The organism is Cellulomonas sp. SG140 (assembly GCF_025770785.1).
Taxonomy (GTDB): Bacteria; Actinomycetota; Actinomycetes; order Actinomycetales; family Cellulomonadaceae; genus Cellulomonas.
In genome coordinates this window covers 95,345-110,500 of record NZ_JANZLA010000004.1, presented here as the reverse complement: position 1 = coordinate 110,500, position 15,156 = coordinate 95,345, and the positions used below count along the sequence as shown (strand labels likewise).

Here is a 15,156-nt window from a genome sequence, read left to right as displayed (position 1 = left end):
GAACCGGTCCCGGGCCCTGTCGTCACCGCCAGACGGATCATACGTTCGTCGTATGGGCATCGTGGCGGTCACGGGTGCGACGGGGCAGGTGGGAGGCCGGGTCTCGGCCCGGCTGTCGGCGAAGGGCATGCGGCACCGGGTGCTCGCACGGCACCCCGGACGGCTGCTCGCCTCCGACCTGGTCGAGGTCGCGGCTTTCGAGGGGTACGACGACGAGGCCGGGCTGCGAGCGGCGTTCGCGGGCGTCGACGACGTCGTCCTCGTCTCCGCCCACGAGCATCCCGACCGCGTCGGCCTGCACCGCACCGTGGTCGAGGCCGCCGCAGCAGCGGGGGTGCAACGCGTCGTCTACGTGTCGTTCCTCGGGGCGGCGCCCGACGCGACGTTCACCTACGCGCGGGACCACTGGCACACCGAGCAGCTGCTCCGCGAGTCCGGTCTGGCGTGGGTGGCGTTGCGCGACTCGCTCTACCACGCAGGCTGGCCGCTGTTCGTGGGCGACGACGACACCCTGCGCGGGCCCGCCGCCGACGGGCGTGTCGCGTCCGTGTCGCACGACGACGTGGCCGACGTGGTGGTGGCGGCGATCCGGATCGGTGTCGGCTCCCGTGAGGGGTACGTCCGCGACGTGACCGGTCCCGAGTCGCTGACGCTGGACGAGATCTGCTCCCAGCTGTCGGCCGCCGTCGGCCGGACCATCAGCTACGTGCCGGAGACGGTCGACGAGGCCTACGCCTCACGGGCCCGCTACGGCGCCGCCGACTGGGAGGTCGACGGCTGGGTGTCGACCTACACGGCGATCGCCGCCGGCGAGCTGGACGTGGTGTCGACCACGGTCGAGGACCTCACCGGGCACCCGGCACAGTCGTTCGCCGACTGGCTCGCCGCCAACCCGGCCGCGCTCAGCCGCCTGCGGCGAGCCTGACTCAGTCCCCTGCGGCTGGGCCGGCTCGGTCGCGCTCGGCGGGTCCGGCTCCGTCGCGGACGACGGCCCCGGCTCAGTTGCGGGCGGTGAGCACGATCGTGCCGTTGGGCGTGAGGGCGACGGTGTGCTCGGCGTGCGCCGTGATCGAGTGGTCCGCCGACCGGATGGTCCAGCCGTCGGGGTCGATGACGTAGCCGTCGCCGCCCGCCATGAACCACGGCTCGATGGCGATGACCAGGCCTTCCTTCAGCTTCTGCCCCGTCCCACGACGGCCGAGGTTCGCCACGTGCGGGTCCTCGTGCATGGTCCGGCCGACGCCGTGACCGCCGAAGTCGGCGTTGATGCCGTACCCGCCGGCGCGGCCGACCGTGCCGATCGCCTCCGACACGTCACCCATCCGGGCACCGACCCGGGCGGCCGCGATGCCGGCGTCGAGGGCCGCCTCCGTGGTGGCGATCAGCCGCTGAGCCTCCGGCGTGGTGGTGCCGAGCTGGAACGTCAGCGCCGAGTCGGCCACCCAGCCCTGCAGCTCGCACGCGAAGTCGATGCTCACCACGGCACCGTCCTTCAGCACCTCGTCGGACGGGAGCCCGTGCAGCGCGGCGTCGTCCACGGAGATGCACAGCACGCCGGGGTATGGCATCGCGCCGAACGACGGGTGGTAGCCGAGGTACACCGATCGGGCTCCCGCCTTGGCGATCAGCTCGCGGGCGTGCGCATCGAGGTCGTTGGTGGTCATGCCGATCCGCGCGAACTCGCGCAGCGACGTCAGCACCTCCCCGACGAACCGGCCGACGGGCCGCATCTGCTCGATCTGTGCTGGCGTCTTCAGGCTCACAGCGACACCTTCGCACGGATCGCAACCCACCTCGGTGGCGCCGAGCTGGGCGCCGTCCCGCCGCAGGTCCGGGGACAGGTCAGGTTAAGGCGCGGGCACGGGCCCCGAAGCTCAGAAGGGCGGTGACCCGTCGTCGAACCGCGAGGGTCGTCGCGACGCGGCCGGGCGCGGGCATGCGGCTGTCACCAGTCGGCCGTCTGGGGTGCGGAACTCGTAGCGGGGCGGTGGCCGCACCCCGGCCGGTGCGCCCTCGGCATCTGGTGGAAGCCGACGCATGCGCAGGTCCGCACGGTGCACCTCGTGGTGGTGGAAGACGCAGAGCAGCACTCCGTTGTCCACCGACGTGCCGCCGCCGTCCCGGTCCCACCAGGCGATGTGGTGCACCTCGCCCCAGCGCGCAGGCTTGCCGCAACCGCCGAAGGCGCACACCTGGTCGCGGACGATGACGGCCCGCCGCACGGCGCCGGAGAAGAGCCGGACGGAGCGGCCGAGATCCACCGGGGTCGAATCGGCACCCAGGACCACCCGCGACACCTCGGCGTCGCACAGCAGCCGGGTCAGCTCCGAGAACGGCACCGGGACGCCGTCCTCGGTGCACGCAGGCGTGACGCCACCCAGCCGGGGCAGAGCAGTCGGCGTGACGCCAACGGCCACGCCAGCACCGTCCCCCACGCCGACGGCCACGCCAGCACCGTCCCCCACGCCGACGGCCACGCCAGCACCGTCCCCCGAGCCCACGATCGCTCCAGCACCGTCCCCCGCCTCCGGCGCCTCCGGACCAACGGCGTCGGCATCCGCACGCGTCGCACGCCGACCGAGCTCGGACCGCACCGCGGCGAACGTCGGAGCGTCGACGACCAGGCTGATGTGCGGGCGGACGGAGGCCACCGACCCCGACACCGGCAGGTCGAGCAGCGTGCTGGCCATGGCCGTCAGGGCATCTGCCCGTGCCTGCTCGGAGGTCCGCTCGTCGTCGGGCGCCTCGCCCATGCGGTCGAGCGCGCGTCGGACGATCTCGCCCGAGACCCGGTCGAGGCGGCCCTTCAGGTACGTGCCGTCCGGAGCGTCCGAGACGTGCAGGAAGCGTGCGGCGCGCTGGGCTTGGTGATCCCGCTCGAGCTGAGCGGGGTCGAGCGTCGCGAGCCAGGAGCTGAGGTCGCGTGAGAACCGTCGGACGTCCGTCGACTCGGCGAGGCGCACCACCGTCGCCTGACCCTCGGCCGAGGTCAACGCGTTCTCCACCGCCACCGACGACCGGTCGAGCACGCGCGCCACGACGTCGAGATGGGCCACCGGTAACGCGCCGGCGTCCACGGCCGCCGCCACTCGGGGCATCGCGGTCAGGGCCTCGGACTGGCGCACCTGCTCGTGGGCCGCACGCATACCGCACCCCGACCGCCTGTCGACGGCTGCCGCGACCGAACCGTCACCGACCGCAGCGACGGTGCCGGCGTCACGATCCGCAGCGAGCCACGCCGCCTTCGCCGCCGTGAGGGTGCCGGAAAGGCGGTCCAGCGCCGACCACACCGCCTGCCGGTCCGACGCGACCCAGCGGGCGCCGGTGCCGGCCAGTGCGCCGAGTGCGGAGAGCTCCTCGCGAACACGTGCGAGACGCGCGAGAGCGGTCGCCGGAGCGGCCGCTTGTCCGTCGGCGTCCGCGGACCGATCTCCGTGGGCTCCAGCTCGAGAACCCTGACGGCCCGCCAAGCGAGACGCCGCGCTCACCCCCGACCGCGCCGCAACGCCGCCGCGGCTCGGCGGAGGCGCCAGGGCGACCGTCTCGAACATGTGTTCGACTCTACTCAAGGCCACCGACATCGGGCGGCGTTCCTCCACAAGCGGGGCGCCGCCGCTGACCAGGTCGTTCGCTGCGCGGGTGGCCCGCGAGCCCCAGGCGCCTGGCTCCTCGGGCCGCCGCATCGGCATGCAACGCGAAGCCCGCTGCCGCCGGGCCCCTGGCGGGACGCCTCGACGCGCAGCCCACCGCGGCCCACCGCCGCCGCACGCGACCCGCCTCCGGGCAGGGAACAGCCCGTGGGCCGGTACCTCTTTCGAGGCCCTGCCGCGAGGGACGAGGTCGCGGCTCCCACGGGCTGCGGTGACTGCCGGTATTCGCTGCCGTCCCAGCCGGTCGACCCGACGGGGCAGCGGCGGACTCGACAGTCCGTCCGATGCGTCGGGCGGCTAGCGGACAGCCACCTCACTCGTCCGGAAAGACTTCATGTCTCGGACCACCTCCTTCCCGTGTCCGACGAAGGTACGTCGCGGTGCTGGGACCGCCAACAGATTTCGCCTCCGACGAACAGCCCGCCGACGAGCACCCCGCCCCGCGACCCCGGCCGGGCCGGGTCCACGCTGACCCGTCCCGGCCGGAGCCCACGTCCCGAGCCGCCCCCTCACTCCCGCTCGACGAGGAACTGCGTGTACGCCGGCACGGTGAGGAACGACGGGAACTCCTCGGCGAGCGCGACCTCCGCGAACAGGGCCACGGCGTCGTCGAACCGGTCGCCGTCCCACCGGTCCACCGATCCGAGCACGGACGACAGCACCCCGGCGACCAGCTCCCGCGTCACCGTCGACCCCTCCGCCGTCACCACCCCCCGGTGGATCCACTGCCACACCTGCGACCGGGAGATCTCGGCGGTGGCCGCGTCCTCCATCAGGTCGTCGATCGCCGCCGCGCCGACGCCCCGCAGCCACGACTCGAGGTACCGCAGCCCGACGGACACGTTCGCCCGCAGACCTGCATCCGTCACGGCACCGGGTTCCAAGCCCCCGGCCGACGGGATGTCGAGCAGGTGCGCCGCGGCCACGGCGACATCCCCCCGCATGACGTGCCGCTGGTCGTGCCGAGCCCCTGGCGTCCCGGCCGGACCGCCGAACGCCTGGTCGAACACCGCCATCGCCACCGGCACCAGGTCGGGGTGCGCCACCCAGGTGCCGTCGAACCCCTGCGCCGCCTCGCGCACCTTGTCGGCGCGCACCTGCGCCAGCGCCCGTTCGGTGACCTCCGGCCGACGGCGGTTGGGGATGAACGCGCTCATCCCGCCGATCGCCTGGGCGCCGCGCCGATGGCAGGTGGCCACCAGCAGGTCGGTGTACGCGGCCATGAACGGGACCGTCATGGTGACCCGCCCACGGTCCGGCAGCGTGAACCGCTTCCCCCGGTCCCGGAAGGTCTTGATGATCGAGAAGATGTAGTCCCACCGACCGGCGTTCAGCCCGGCGCAGTGGGCGCGCAGCTCGAACAGGATCTCCTCCATCTCGAACGCCGCGGTGATCGTCTCGATCAGCACCGTCGCGCGGATGGTTCCGACCCGCAGGCCCAGGTAGCTCTCGGTGAACCGGAACACCTCGTCCCACAGCCGCGCCTCGAGGTGGCTCTCCATCTTCGGCAGGTACAGGTACGGACCGCGGCCCGCGTCGATCAGCGCCTGCGCGTTGTGGAACAGGTAGAGCCCGGCGTCGACCAGGCTGGCCGACGCGGCGCACTCCTGCCCCGCCCGGTCGGTGAACCGCAGGTGCTGCTCGGTCAGGTGCCACCCGCGCGGCCGGAAGACGATGGTCGGCGTCTGCTCACCGACCCGGTACTCCTTGCCCTCCGGGCTGACGAAGTCGATGGAACCCCGGATCGCGTCGTACAGGTTCGCCTGGCCGCCGATCACGTTCGCCCAGGTGGGGCTCATGGCGTCCTCGTGGTCGGCCAGCCACACCTTCGCCCCGGAGTTCAGGGCGTTGACCGTCATCTTCCGGTCGGTGGGGCCGGTGATCTCCACCCGGCGGTCCTCCAGGCCGGGGCCGGGGCCCGCGACCCGCCACGAACGGTCCGACCGGATGTGGGCGGTGGACGGCAGGAACGACGGGTCGGCGCCGTCCCCGATCCGGTGCCGGCGGTGCCGACGGGCCTCGAGCAGGTCGTGCCGAGTGGCGGCGAAGTGCACGTGCAGGTCGGTGAGGAAGTCCAGCGCCTCGTCGGTGAGCACGCGGTCGCGGTCGGGTAGGTCCGGGCCGGTGACGGTCAGGGTCGCCGGGGCGGCGGGCAGGCCGGGCGACGGCGGGTTCTCGCTGGGCGAGCTGGGCGGACGGAACACGGTGGTGGTGGACACGGCGGTCTCCTACGAGGGGAAGGGAAGGGGGACGTCGGTTCGTCGGGGTACGACGAGGGCTGCGGGCAGCCGCGTGGACCGGGTCAGTGCGTGAACTGGGCGGTCTCGGTGGACCCGGCGAGCGCGAGGGTGGCGCTGGTCGGGTTGAGGGCGGATGCGACGAGGTCGAAGTAGCCGGTGCCGACCTCCCGCTGGTGGCGGGTGGCGGTGTACCCGTCGGCCTCGGCGGCGATCTCGGCCTGCTGCAGGCGGACGTAGGCGCTCATGCCGGTGCGGGCGTAGTCGTGCGCCAGCGTGAACATCGAGTGGTTCAGGGCGTGGAACCCGGCGAGGGTGATGAACTGGAACACGTACCCGTGGGCCGCCAGCTCCGTCTGGAACCGCGCGATCTGCTCGTCGTCCAGGTGCGCCCGCCAGTTGAACGACGGCGAGCAGTTGTAGGCCAGCAGCTTGCCGGGGAACTGCTCGTGCACGCGCTCGGCGAACTCGATCGCGAGGCCGACGTCGGGCGTCGACGTCTCCACCCACAGCAGGTCCGCGTGCGGCGCGTACGCGCAGGCGCGGGCGACGACGGGGTCGAGGCCGGACCGCACCCGGTAGAACCCCTCGGCGGTCCGCTCGCCGGTGAGGAACGGCTGGTCGCGCTCGTCGACGTCGGACGTGAGCAGGTCCGCGCCCAGGGCGTCGGTGCGGGCGACGACGATGGTCGGCACCCCCGCCACGTCGGCGGCGAGCCGCGCGGCGGACAGCGTCCGGACGTGCTGCGACGTCGGCACCAGCACCTTCCCGCCCAGGTGGCCGCACTTCTTCTCCGAGGAGAGCTGGTCCTCCCAGTGCACGCCCGCGGCGCCGGACGCGATCATCGCCAGCATCAGCTCGTAGGCGTTCAGCGGCCCGCCGAACCCCGCCTCGGCGTCGGCGACGATCGGCGCGAGCCAGTCGCGGGTCGGGCGGCCGTTCTCGGCGACGTCGATCTGGTCCGCGCGCAGCAGCGCGTTGTTGATGCGGCGCACGACGGCCGGCACGGAGCTGACCGGGTACAGGGACTGGTCCGGGTACGTCTGGCCCGCGTTGTTGGCGTCGGCCGCCACCTGCCAGCCGGAGAGGTAGATCGCCTCGAGCCCGGCCTTCACCTGCTGCACGGCCTGGTTGCCGGTGAGCGCGCCGAGCGCGGGGACGAGGGTCCGCTCGTGCAGCAGCTCCCACAGCCGCTCGGCACCGCGGCGGGCGAGCGTGTGCTCCTCGTGGACCGATCCGCGCAGGGCGACGACGTCCTCGGCCGTGTGGGTGCGGACGATGCCGGCCCACCGGGGGTCCAGCTCCCACTCGGTCGCCAGCTCGGCCGCCGTCTGGGAGTGGCCGCCGCTGCGCCGGCCGGTGTGCTCGCCGCTCTGCGTGCTCATCATCGCCTCCGTGAGTGTTCCGGGTTCTTCTCGGCCTCGTCGCCGTGAGACCCAGGTTGCGGCCGGGGAGCCCAGCGGGAACCCCTCAGGAGGGCAGAAGATCTACACTCCTTCTCCTCGACAGAACAACATCCCGGGTGCGACGGTGGACGGCATGACGTCGACGACGACGACACCGCCCCGCACCCCCTCCACCACGAAGGGCGCCACCGTCGCGCCCCCCGCCGCGCCCACCGCGACGCACCACGCCGGCGGCCTCGACACCCTGGTGCTCGGCCGCCGCATCCGGCACCTGCGCACGCTCCGCGGCATGACGCTGGACGACCTCGGCGCCGCCATCGGCCGGGCGGCATCCCAGGTGTCGATGCTGGAGAACGGCCACCGCGAGCCGAAGCTGTCGCTGCTGACCCAGGTGGCCGACGCGCTCGGCGTCCCGCTGACCGACCTGCTGCGCACCGACCCGCCGTCACGCCGGGCCGCCCTGGAGATCGAGCTCGAGCGCGCGCAGCGCGGGCCCCTGTTCACCTCCCTCGGCATGGGGCAGGTGAAGGTGGGCAAGTCGCTGCCGGGGGACGCCCTCGAGGCGCTGGTGTCCCTGGTCGGCACGGTGCAACGGCTGCTGACCGAGCACGCGGCGACCCCCGAGGAGGCACGGCGGGCCAATGCCGAGCTGCGCGCGCAGATGCGGTCCCAGGACAACTACTTCCCCGAGCTCGAGGAGCACGCCCGGACGCTGCTGCACGGCATCGACCACGCCGGCGGACCCCTCGGCCAGCGGGCGACGGCCGACATCGCCGCCCACCTCGGGTTCACGCTGCACTACGTCAGCGACCTGCCGCACTCCACCCGCAGCGTCACCGACCTGGCGAACCACCGCATCTACCTGCCCGCGGGCAACCCCGGCTCGTCGGACTCGCGCTCACCGCTGCTGCAGGCGCTCGCCTCGCACGTGCTGGGTCACGGCGAGCCGCGCGACTACGCCGACTTCCTGCGGCAGCGGGTGCAGGCGAACTACCTGGCCGCGGCGCTGCTGCTGCCGGAGGACAGCGCCGTGCCGTTCCTGCAGGAGGCCAAGGCCGAGCGGCAGCTGTCGGTGGAGGACCTGCGCGACCGGTTCGCCGTGCCGTACGAGACCGCGGCGCACCGGTTCACCAACCTGGCGACCCGGCACCTCGGCATCCCCGTGCACTTCATGAAGGTCCACGAAGGCGGCACGCTGCACAAGGCCTACGAGAACGACGGTGTGGTGTTCCCGTCCGACCCGTTGGGCGCCATCGAGGGGCAGCCGGTGTGCCGGCAGTGGACGGCGCGCGTCGTGTTCGGTCTGGCGGACCGGTTCAGCCCGTACTACCAGTACACGGACACGACGTCCGGCACGTTCTGGTGCACGTCGCGCGTGCAGCCCTCGTCGCAGGGCGCGTTCTCCGTGAGCGTCGGGACGCCGTTCGGGCACGTGCGCTGGTTCCGCGGCCGCGAGACGACGGAGCGCACCGCCTCCCGCTGCCCGGACCCGACGTGCTGCCGGCAGCCGCCGGAGCCGCTGGCCGACCGCTGGGCGGACCGCTCGTGGCCGTCCGCCCGGCCGCACGCGTCGCTGCTCGCCGCGCTGCCCGTGGGGGTGTTCCCCGGCGTGGACACCACCGAGGTGTACGAGTTCCTCGACCGCCACGCACCACAGACACCCTGACCTCGACCCGCCCGGTGGGGGGCGGGTGCGCGCCGGCGTGGGCACGTGCGGGCGCGTGCGGGTAGGTGCTGTCAGGTCCGGCTCGGCGGAGCAGGAGGTCCCAGGGTCCGGCTCGGCGCAGCGCGGGGCCCGAAGGTCCGGCTCGACCTCTCGTCGCGGGCTGGCACGCTGGCATCTGTGAGCTCGCCGACGTCGTCACCGCTGCCGTCGCACTCGCCGTCGCCGTCGCACTCGCCGATGCGATCGGCGTCGCGGGGGCCGGGCGCCAGCTCAGGTCGGCGGCGGCGCGGGCCCGGATGGGTGCCGCAGCAGCACGGGGCGTGGGCGATGCTCGTGGTGCCGCCCGTGGTGGGCGCGGTGATGTCCGGCGTGACGTGGCGGCACGCGCTGCTGCTGGTCGCTTGGCTGGTCGCCTATCTCGCGTACAACGCCGTGGGCTTGTGGTTGCGATCCGGACGCAAGGCTCGGTACCTCCCGCCGGTGCGCGCCTACGGCATCGCCGCGGTGCTGGTGGGCGGCGCCCTGCTCGTCGTGACACCGGGGCTGCTGGTGTGGGCGCCGGTGTACGCGGTGCTGCTCGGCGTGAGCCTGACGGCGTCCGTCCGCCGGGCCGACCGGTCGTGGTCCAACGACGCGGTGACGGTGGTGGCCGCGTGCCTGATGACCCTGGTCGCGGCCGGCCTCGGGTCGCGAGCGCCGGCGCAGGCCGCGCGGTCGGCGGTGGTGCTCGCGGCCGTCGTCCTGCTCGCGTACTTCTGGGGAACGGTCCTCTACGTCAAGACGATGATCCGCGAGCGCGGTCGGCGCGACGTGCTGGCCTGGTCGATCGGGTACCACGTGGCGATCGCGGCCGCCGGGTTCGTCGTGCACCCGCTCCTGGGTGGGGTCGGCGTGCTGCTCGCCGCGCGGGCAGCGGTCGTGCCCCGGCGCTGGCCACGGGCCACCCCCAAGGCCATCGGCATCGGCGAGATCGTCGCGACCACCGCGGTGGCCGTCGTGACCCTCGCCGTGCTCTGAGCTCGGGGCTGCCGGTCAGCGCGTCGGCAGCTCGGGGGCGAGCTCGAACGCCGCGAACACCTGCGCGTCCTGGAACACCGCGTTCCGCTCGATCCCCAGCGGCCCGACGGTGAGGACCTGCAGCGTGTGGAGCCGGTGCCCGCCGTCGGGGTCCGGGGCGTAGGCCGCCACGGCCGGCTGACCGTTCGCCCGCAGCGGCAGCATCCGCCACCCCGTGCCGCGCCTCGCGAACATGTGCGCGATGAAGCTGCCGTAGTCCTCGGCGCCGAGGAACCACAGCGGCACCGGCGGCATCTCGAGCACCACGTCGGCGGTGAGCAGCTGCACCAGCCCGTCGACGTCTGCCGCCTCGAAGGCCGCGACGTACCGCTCGACGAGGTCACGGACGGAGCCGTCGTCCGGGTCGCCGAGCTGGTCCTCCTCGGGGGCGGCCGTCGCGATCGTGGCCCGCGCCCGCTGCAACGCACTGTTCACCGAGGCGGTGGACGTGCCCAGCTGGGCCGCGACCTCGGCAGCACTGAACGCGAGGACGTCCCGCAGCACGAGCGCCGCACGCTGCCGCGGCGGCAGCAGCTGCAGTGCCGCGACCAGGGCGAGCCGCACGCTGCGGCGGGCCGCCGACCGTTCCGCCGGGTCCTGCGCCTCGGTGCGCACGTACCGGTCCGGCAGCGGCTGCAGCCACGGCACGTCGAGGTCCGGTCGGAGAACGGCGTCCGGATTGGCGCTCGGCGCACCGAGACCCGAGGGGAGCGGGCGGCGTGCGCGTCCGTCGAGCGCCGTGAGGCAGACGTTCGTCGCGATGGAGTACACCCAGGTCCGCACGGAGGCGCGCGCCGCGTCGTACCGCTCGGCGGCGCGCCAGGCGCGCAGCATCGTCTCCTGGACGGCGTCCTCCGCCTCGTGCACCGAGCCGAGCAGGCGGTAGCAGTGCACCACGAGCTCTCGTCGCAACGGCTCGACCGCCGCGACGAGGCCCTCGCCCGTCGTCACCTCCGCCACGCCCGACCCCCTTGTTCTCCGCCTCGCGAGCGCGGCCCGCCGCCCCGCACCAGAGCGTGCCCTCACCCACCGATGAGTCTGCGCCGGCCCGCCGGTATCACCCGGTGTCAGGACGAGAGCACGGCCCCCGGGGCCGGGAGGGAAGCGACATGCACCAGGTGATCATCATCGAGTTCAGCACGCTGGACGGCGTGGTGGAGGACCCGGACGGGTCCGGCGGCACCGCCGGCGGCGGCTGGGCGTTCCGGTTCGGACCAGAGGCCATCGCGGGTGACGTGTTCCGCCTCGGGCCGCTGCTCGAGACCGGCACGCTGCTGCTGGGCCGGCGGACGTGGGAGCTGTTCAGCCAGCTGTGGCCGACCCGGACGGACCCGTTCTCGCTCGCGATGAACAAGATCGAGAAGGTGGTGGTGTCCCGTGGGACGCCCGACCTCAGCGGTTGGGACCGGTCGACCCTGCTCGCCGGTGACCTGGTCGAGGAGGTGCCTCGCCTGCGCGACCGGTCGGACGTGCTGGTGCTCGGCAGCATCGACGTGGCGCGGACCTTGGTCGCGCACGACCTGGTGGACGAGTACCGGCTGCTCACCTTCCCGACGCTGGCCGGCACGGGCCGACGGCTGTTCGAGCCGGATCGGCGCCCGGCCCAGCTCACCCTCGGCTCGGTGGAGCAGCTCGGCGAGACCGTGCTCACCACGCACCGGCGCGAGCGCTGATCCGGGCGGTCCGGTGCCGGCGGCTGGGCGGTCGGCACCGGACCCGTGCCGCACCCGGACGGTCAGCGCCGGCGGAGCACCCGCGCTTCCCACGGGCGCAGCGGCGCGTCCACCGCAACGGTGTCGGGGTAGTTGCCGAGCAGCAGCTCGGCATCGGCCCAGCCGTCGAGGCCCGCCGGCAGCGGGAGGTCGGTGCCGGACCAGTTCGACAGCACCAGCAGCGGCGGGTAGCCGTCGAGGGTGCGCTCGAACACCCAGAGGTGCTCGTCGTCCGGCAGCAGCAGCCGGAACGCCCCGAGCGCCACCACCGGGTCCTTGTGCCGCAGCGCGATCAGCGCCCGGTAGTGCTCGAACACGGAGCCGTCGGCACCGATCTGCGCGGTGGCGTTGAGCCAGCGGTGGTTCGGGTTGACCGGCAGCCAGGGCGTGCCGGTGCTGAACCCGGCGTGCGGGCCGTCGTCCCACTGCATCGGCGTGCGGGCGTTGTCCCGGCCGCGGCTGAGCAGCCCCTCGAATGCCGTCGCAGCCGGTACCCCCGCCGCGAGCGCCTCGGCGTAGAAGTTGATCGACTCGATGTCGCGCAGCTGGTCGACGTGCTCCCACGGCGCGTTCGTCATCCCCAGCTCCTCGCCCTGGTAGACGAACGGCGTCCCGCGGTGCAGGTGCAGCACGGTGGCCAGCGCCGTCGCCGACTCGCGCCACCACCGCCCGTCGTCCCCGAACCGGGACACGGCACGCGGCTGGTCGTGGTTGGACCAGTACAGGCTGTTCCAGCCGACGTCGCCGAGCCCCTCCTGCCAGCCGGCCAGCGACTGCTTCAGCGCGGGCAGGGACAGCGGCACCGGGTCGAACTTGGTGCGCCCCTGGTCGAGGGACACGTGCTCGAACTGGAACACCATGCTGAGCTCACCACGGGACGGGTCGGTGAACAGGCGCGCCTGCTCCCAGGTCACGCCCGGCATCTCGCCGACGGTCAGCAGGTCGTCGCGGTCGGCGAGCACCTCGCGGTGCATCTCCGCGACGAACTCGTGGATGCGCGGCCCGGTGGCGTAGTGCGGGAAGCCGTCACCGTGGGCGGCGCCGGGCGCGACGACGCCGTCGGGCAGCGCCGGGTCCTTGGAGATCAGGTTGATGACGTCCATCCGGAAGCCGTCGACCCCCCGGTCCAGCCACCACCGCATCATCGCGTGAATCGCTGCCCTGACCTGCGGGTTCTCCCAGTTCAGGTCGGGCTGCTTGGCGGCGAACAGGTGCAGGTAGTACTCGCCCGTCGCCTCGTCCCACGTCCACGTGGGGCCGGAGAAGAACGAGCCCCAGTTGGTCGGCTCGGCACCGGGCGTGCCGCCGACGAACCCGGGCCGCGGCGGTCGCCACCAGTACCAGTCGCGCTTCGGGTTGGTGCGGGAGGACCGGGACTCGACGAACCACGCGTGCTCGTCGGAGGTGTGGTTCACGACGAGGTCCAGCACGATGCGGATGCCCCGCTCGTGGGCGCCGGCGATCAGCTCGTCGAGGTCCGCCAGCGTGCCGAACATGGGGTCGATCGCCTGGTAGTCGCTTATGTCGTACCCGTTGTCGGCGTGCGGCGACGCGTACACCGGGGACAGCCAGATCGCGTCGATCCCGAGGGTGGCGAGGTAGTCCAGGCGGGCGGTGATACCGCGCAGGTCGCCGACGCCGTCGCCGTCCGAGTCGGCGAAGCTGCGCGGGTACACCTGGTAGACGACGGCGGAGCGCCACCACGGCTCGGCGCTCACCGGGCACCGTCCAGGTCCACGACCACCAGCTGCCAGGTGCCCAGCGGGGGCAGCGTCGCGGCGGCGTGCTCGCCGTCCGGCACCACCGGGACCGGCGTGAGGTGGCCGGTGCCGTCGGGGTCGGCGACGAGCACGCTCGGCAGCGCGGATCCGGCACGGCGCACCCGCAGCACGCCCGCACCGGGGTCGCCCGGCGGCTGGTGCGGCGCGTCCCACTCGGTGTCACCCTGCCCGACGAGGTTCACCAGGTGGATCACCAGCCGCCCGTCGACGTCCACCACCCGCCGCCACACGGTCCCTGCGACTGCATCGCTGCTGGTCGGCGCATCGGGGTACGTCACATCGAGCGCCTCGTTGTAGGCGCCGACCCAGGCCCCGGTCACGTCGGCCGCCTGCGGTGCGAGCAGCAGCTCGTCGTGCTCGGCCAGGAAGTCGTACCAGCGGTGCAGCAGCGCGAGCGTCGACGCCTCGGCGGCGTGGTGGCGGACGTAGTACGGGTCGACCAGCACGTGGCCGGTCTCGCCGGCGAGCAGCTGCGTCGCGCCGTGCGAGAACAGGGTGGCCATGGTCAGGGCGGTCGCCTGGTCGGCCTCCGCGGCCGGCGCCGTGGAGTAGACGTGCTGGTAGGCGGCGATCACGACGGGCCGGCCGGCGCCCGCCGCACGGGCGCGGGTCACCACCTCGGCCAGGGACGACAGCGTGGTGTGCGGCGGCCAGACCTCGATGTACACCGCGTCCTGCGGGGCGTCGGCGGTGGCCCACGTCGGGAAGTCGTTGACGTTGTTGAACACCAGCCGCTGCTCCGGCAGCCCGGTGCGAACCGCCTCGAGGAACGATCGGAACGACCGGGCGAGGTCCACCGGCGTCCCGTCCACCAGCTGCGCGCGGCGCGGGAACCCGTACTGGTCCAGGTGGAACCCGGCGAGCCCCAGCTCCCGCACGGCGCCCTGCAGGTCCGCCACCAGGTGCTCCTGCCAGTCCCGGGCGGCGGGGTCCACCAGCCACAGGAAGTCGCCGAGCGTCCACGGCTCGCCGTCGGTGCGCAGCATCGCCCGGTGCGCCCAGGCCGCCCACTCGTCACGGCCCACCGCGTACACCGCGGCGTAGCCGAGCGCGTCGCTGCCGGCGTCCGCGAGCGCCGCGGCCAGGCGCCGGACGGTGGCCAGCGAGATCGTCTGGCCCAGCGCGTCTTGGTACTCCGGGCCCCCGCCGAGCAGGTCGGCGTGCCGGTAGGCCCAGTCGTAGAGCTGGACGGCGTCCAGGTGCAGCCGGCGGGCCAGGTCGACGACGCCGGCGACGTCCTTGTCCTGGCCGTACGAGGCGACGAACCCGTACCGCATCCGGGCCCGCGGTCGGTCGGTGACCAGGACGGCCGTGCGCAGTGCAGCGGCGTCCGACGCGACCGACGGTGCACCCGAGGCGTCCGGCGCGTCCGAGTCGACGGACGCCTCCGGCCGGTCCGGCGACGGCACGAGCCGGACGCCGTACCCGCCCGCCGGCAGCGTGCCGAGGTCGACGACGCCGGCCCCCGTGACCGGCGCGCTGCGCACCAGCTCGCCGAGGTGGTGCACCTGCAGCACGCCGCTGACGGCACCGCGCACCTCGACCAGCACGGGCTGGTCGGTGGCGTAACGCGCCTTGGTCGGCAGCAGGTCGCGGGCGGCGGGCGGGACGGATGACGTGGGCATGGTGCTCCTGCACCCCGGGGGTG

The 15,156-nt window shown here is 73.6% G+C and carries 11 protein-coding genes; 4 read left to right on the top strand and 7 right to left on the bottom strand.

The features are described 5' to 3' along the window. Positions 1–52 precede the first annotated feature (52 nt). Positions 53–925: an NAD(P)H-binding protein gene (locus N0B34_RS09230; protein ID WP_263731080.1), complete on the top strand. Its 873-nt coding sequence runs from the start codon at positions 53–55 to the stop codon at positions 923–925. A 73-nt stretch (positions 926–998) separates the two neighbouring features. Here the strand turns inward: N0B34_RS09230 and map are convergent, their stop codons facing one another. The 4 genes from map to aceA form a co-directional block, all read right to left on the bottom strand. Further along, a complete protein-coding gene (gene map, locus N0B34_RS09225; protein ID WP_263731079.1) occupies positions 999–1,763 on the bottom strand; it encodes a type I methionyl aminopeptidase in 765 nt (254 codons plus the stop codon). 111 nt (positions 1,764–1,874) lie between these two features. After that, positions 1,875–3,146: a DUF222 domain-containing protein gene (locus N0B34_RS09220; RefSeq protein ID WP_412175718.1), complete on the bottom strand. Its 1,272-nt coding sequence runs from the start codon at positions 3,144–3,146 to the stop codon at positions 1,875–1,877. Positions 3,147–4,159: 1,013 nt separating this feature from the next. Next, complete coding sequence (gene aceB, locus N0B34_RS09215; protein ID WP_263731298.1) at positions 4,160–5,806, bottom strand: malate synthase A; 1,647 nt, start codon at positions 5,804–5,806, stop codon at positions 4,160–4,162. A gap of 146 nt (positions 5,807–5,952) precedes the next feature. Further along, on the bottom strand, positions 5,953–7,272 hold the full coding sequence (gene aceA / locus N0B34_RS09210; protein ID WP_263731077.1) for an isocitrate lyase: 1,320 nt from the start codon (positions 7,270–7,272) through the stop codon (positions 5,953–5,955). A 154-nt stretch (positions 7,273–7,426) separates the two neighbouring features. Between aceA and N0B34_RS09205 the strand changes: the two genes are divergently transcribed. Beyond that, positions 7,427–8,959 (top strand): helix-turn-helix domain-containing protein, encoded by a 1,533-nt coding sequence (locus N0B34_RS09205; protein ID WP_263731076.1) that lies wholly within the window; start codon positions 7,427–7,429, stop codon positions 8,957–8,959. A gap of 300 nt (positions 8,960–9,259) precedes the next feature. Continuing rightward, a complete protein-coding gene (locus tag N0B34_RS09200; RefSeq protein WP_263731075.1) occupies positions 9,260–9,976 on the top strand; it encodes a YwiC-like family protein in 717 nt (238 codons plus the stop codon). Positions 9,977–9,991: 15 nt separating this feature from the next. On the opposite strand, the gene N0B34_RS09195 is transcribed toward N0B34_RS09200, so the two are convergent. Next, entirely contained in the window at positions 9,992–10,975 is a 984-nt protein-coding gene (locus N0B34_RS09195) for an RNA polymerase subunit sigma-70 (RefSeq protein ID WP_263731074.1), read from the bottom strand. 149 nt (positions 10,976–11,124) lie between these two features. On the opposite strand from N0B34_RS09195, the gene N0B34_RS09190 reads away from it, so the two are divergent. Next, positions 11,125–11,688, top strand: coding sequence for a dihydrofolate reductase family protein (locus N0B34_RS09190; protein WP_263731073.1), 564 nt, complete (start codon positions 11,125–11,127; stop codon positions 11,686–11,688). Between the two features lie 62 nt (positions 11,689–11,750). Here N0B34_RS09190 and N0B34_RS09185 read toward each other — a convergent pair whose 3' ends face one another. After that, the gene (locus tag N0B34_RS09185; RefSeq protein ID WP_263731072.1) at positions 11,751–13,445 is read right to left on the bottom strand and encodes an alpha-glucosidase; all 1,695 of its coding nucleotides are present in this window, start codon (positions 13,443–13,445) and stop codon (positions 11,751–11,753) included. Continuing rightward, complete coding sequence (locus N0B34_RS09180) at positions 13,442–15,133, bottom strand: glycoside hydrolase family 66 protein (protein WP_263731071.1); 1,692 nt, start codon at positions 15,131–15,133, stop codon at positions 13,442–13,444. Before N0B34_RS09180 ends, N0B34_RS09185 begins: the two co-directional genes overlap by 4 nt. Between the last annotated feature and the right edge of the window lie 23 nt (positions 15,134–15,156).

What these genes read in the sequence shown, in the direction of transcription:
- N0B34_RS09230 (WP_263731080.1), top strand. Translation starts at nt 53, where the DNA reads ATGGGCATCGTGGCGGTCACGGGTGCGACGGGGCAGGTGGGAGGCCGG.
- N0B34_RS09220 (WP_412175718.1), bottom strand. Translation starts at nt 3,146, where the DNA reads ATGCGTGCGGCCCACGAGCAGGTGCGCCAGTCCGAGGCCCTGACCGCG.
- aceA (WP_263731077.1), bottom strand. Translation starts at nt 7,272, where the DNA reads ATGAGCACGCAGAGCGGCGAGCACACCGGCCGGCGCAGCGGCGGCCAC.
- N0B34_RS09205 (WP_263731076.1), top strand. Translation starts at nt 7,427, where the DNA reads ATGACGTCGACGACGACGACACCGCCCCGCACCCCCTCCACCACGAAG.
- N0B34_RS09190 (WP_263731073.1), top strand. Translation starts at nt 11,125, where the DNA reads ATGCACCAGGTGATCATCATCGAGTTCAGCACGCTGGACGGCGTGGTG.
- N0B34_RS09180 (WP_263731071.1), bottom strand. Translation starts at nt 15,133, where the DNA reads ATGCCCACGTCATCCGTCCCGCCCGCCGCCCGCGACCTGCTGCCGACC.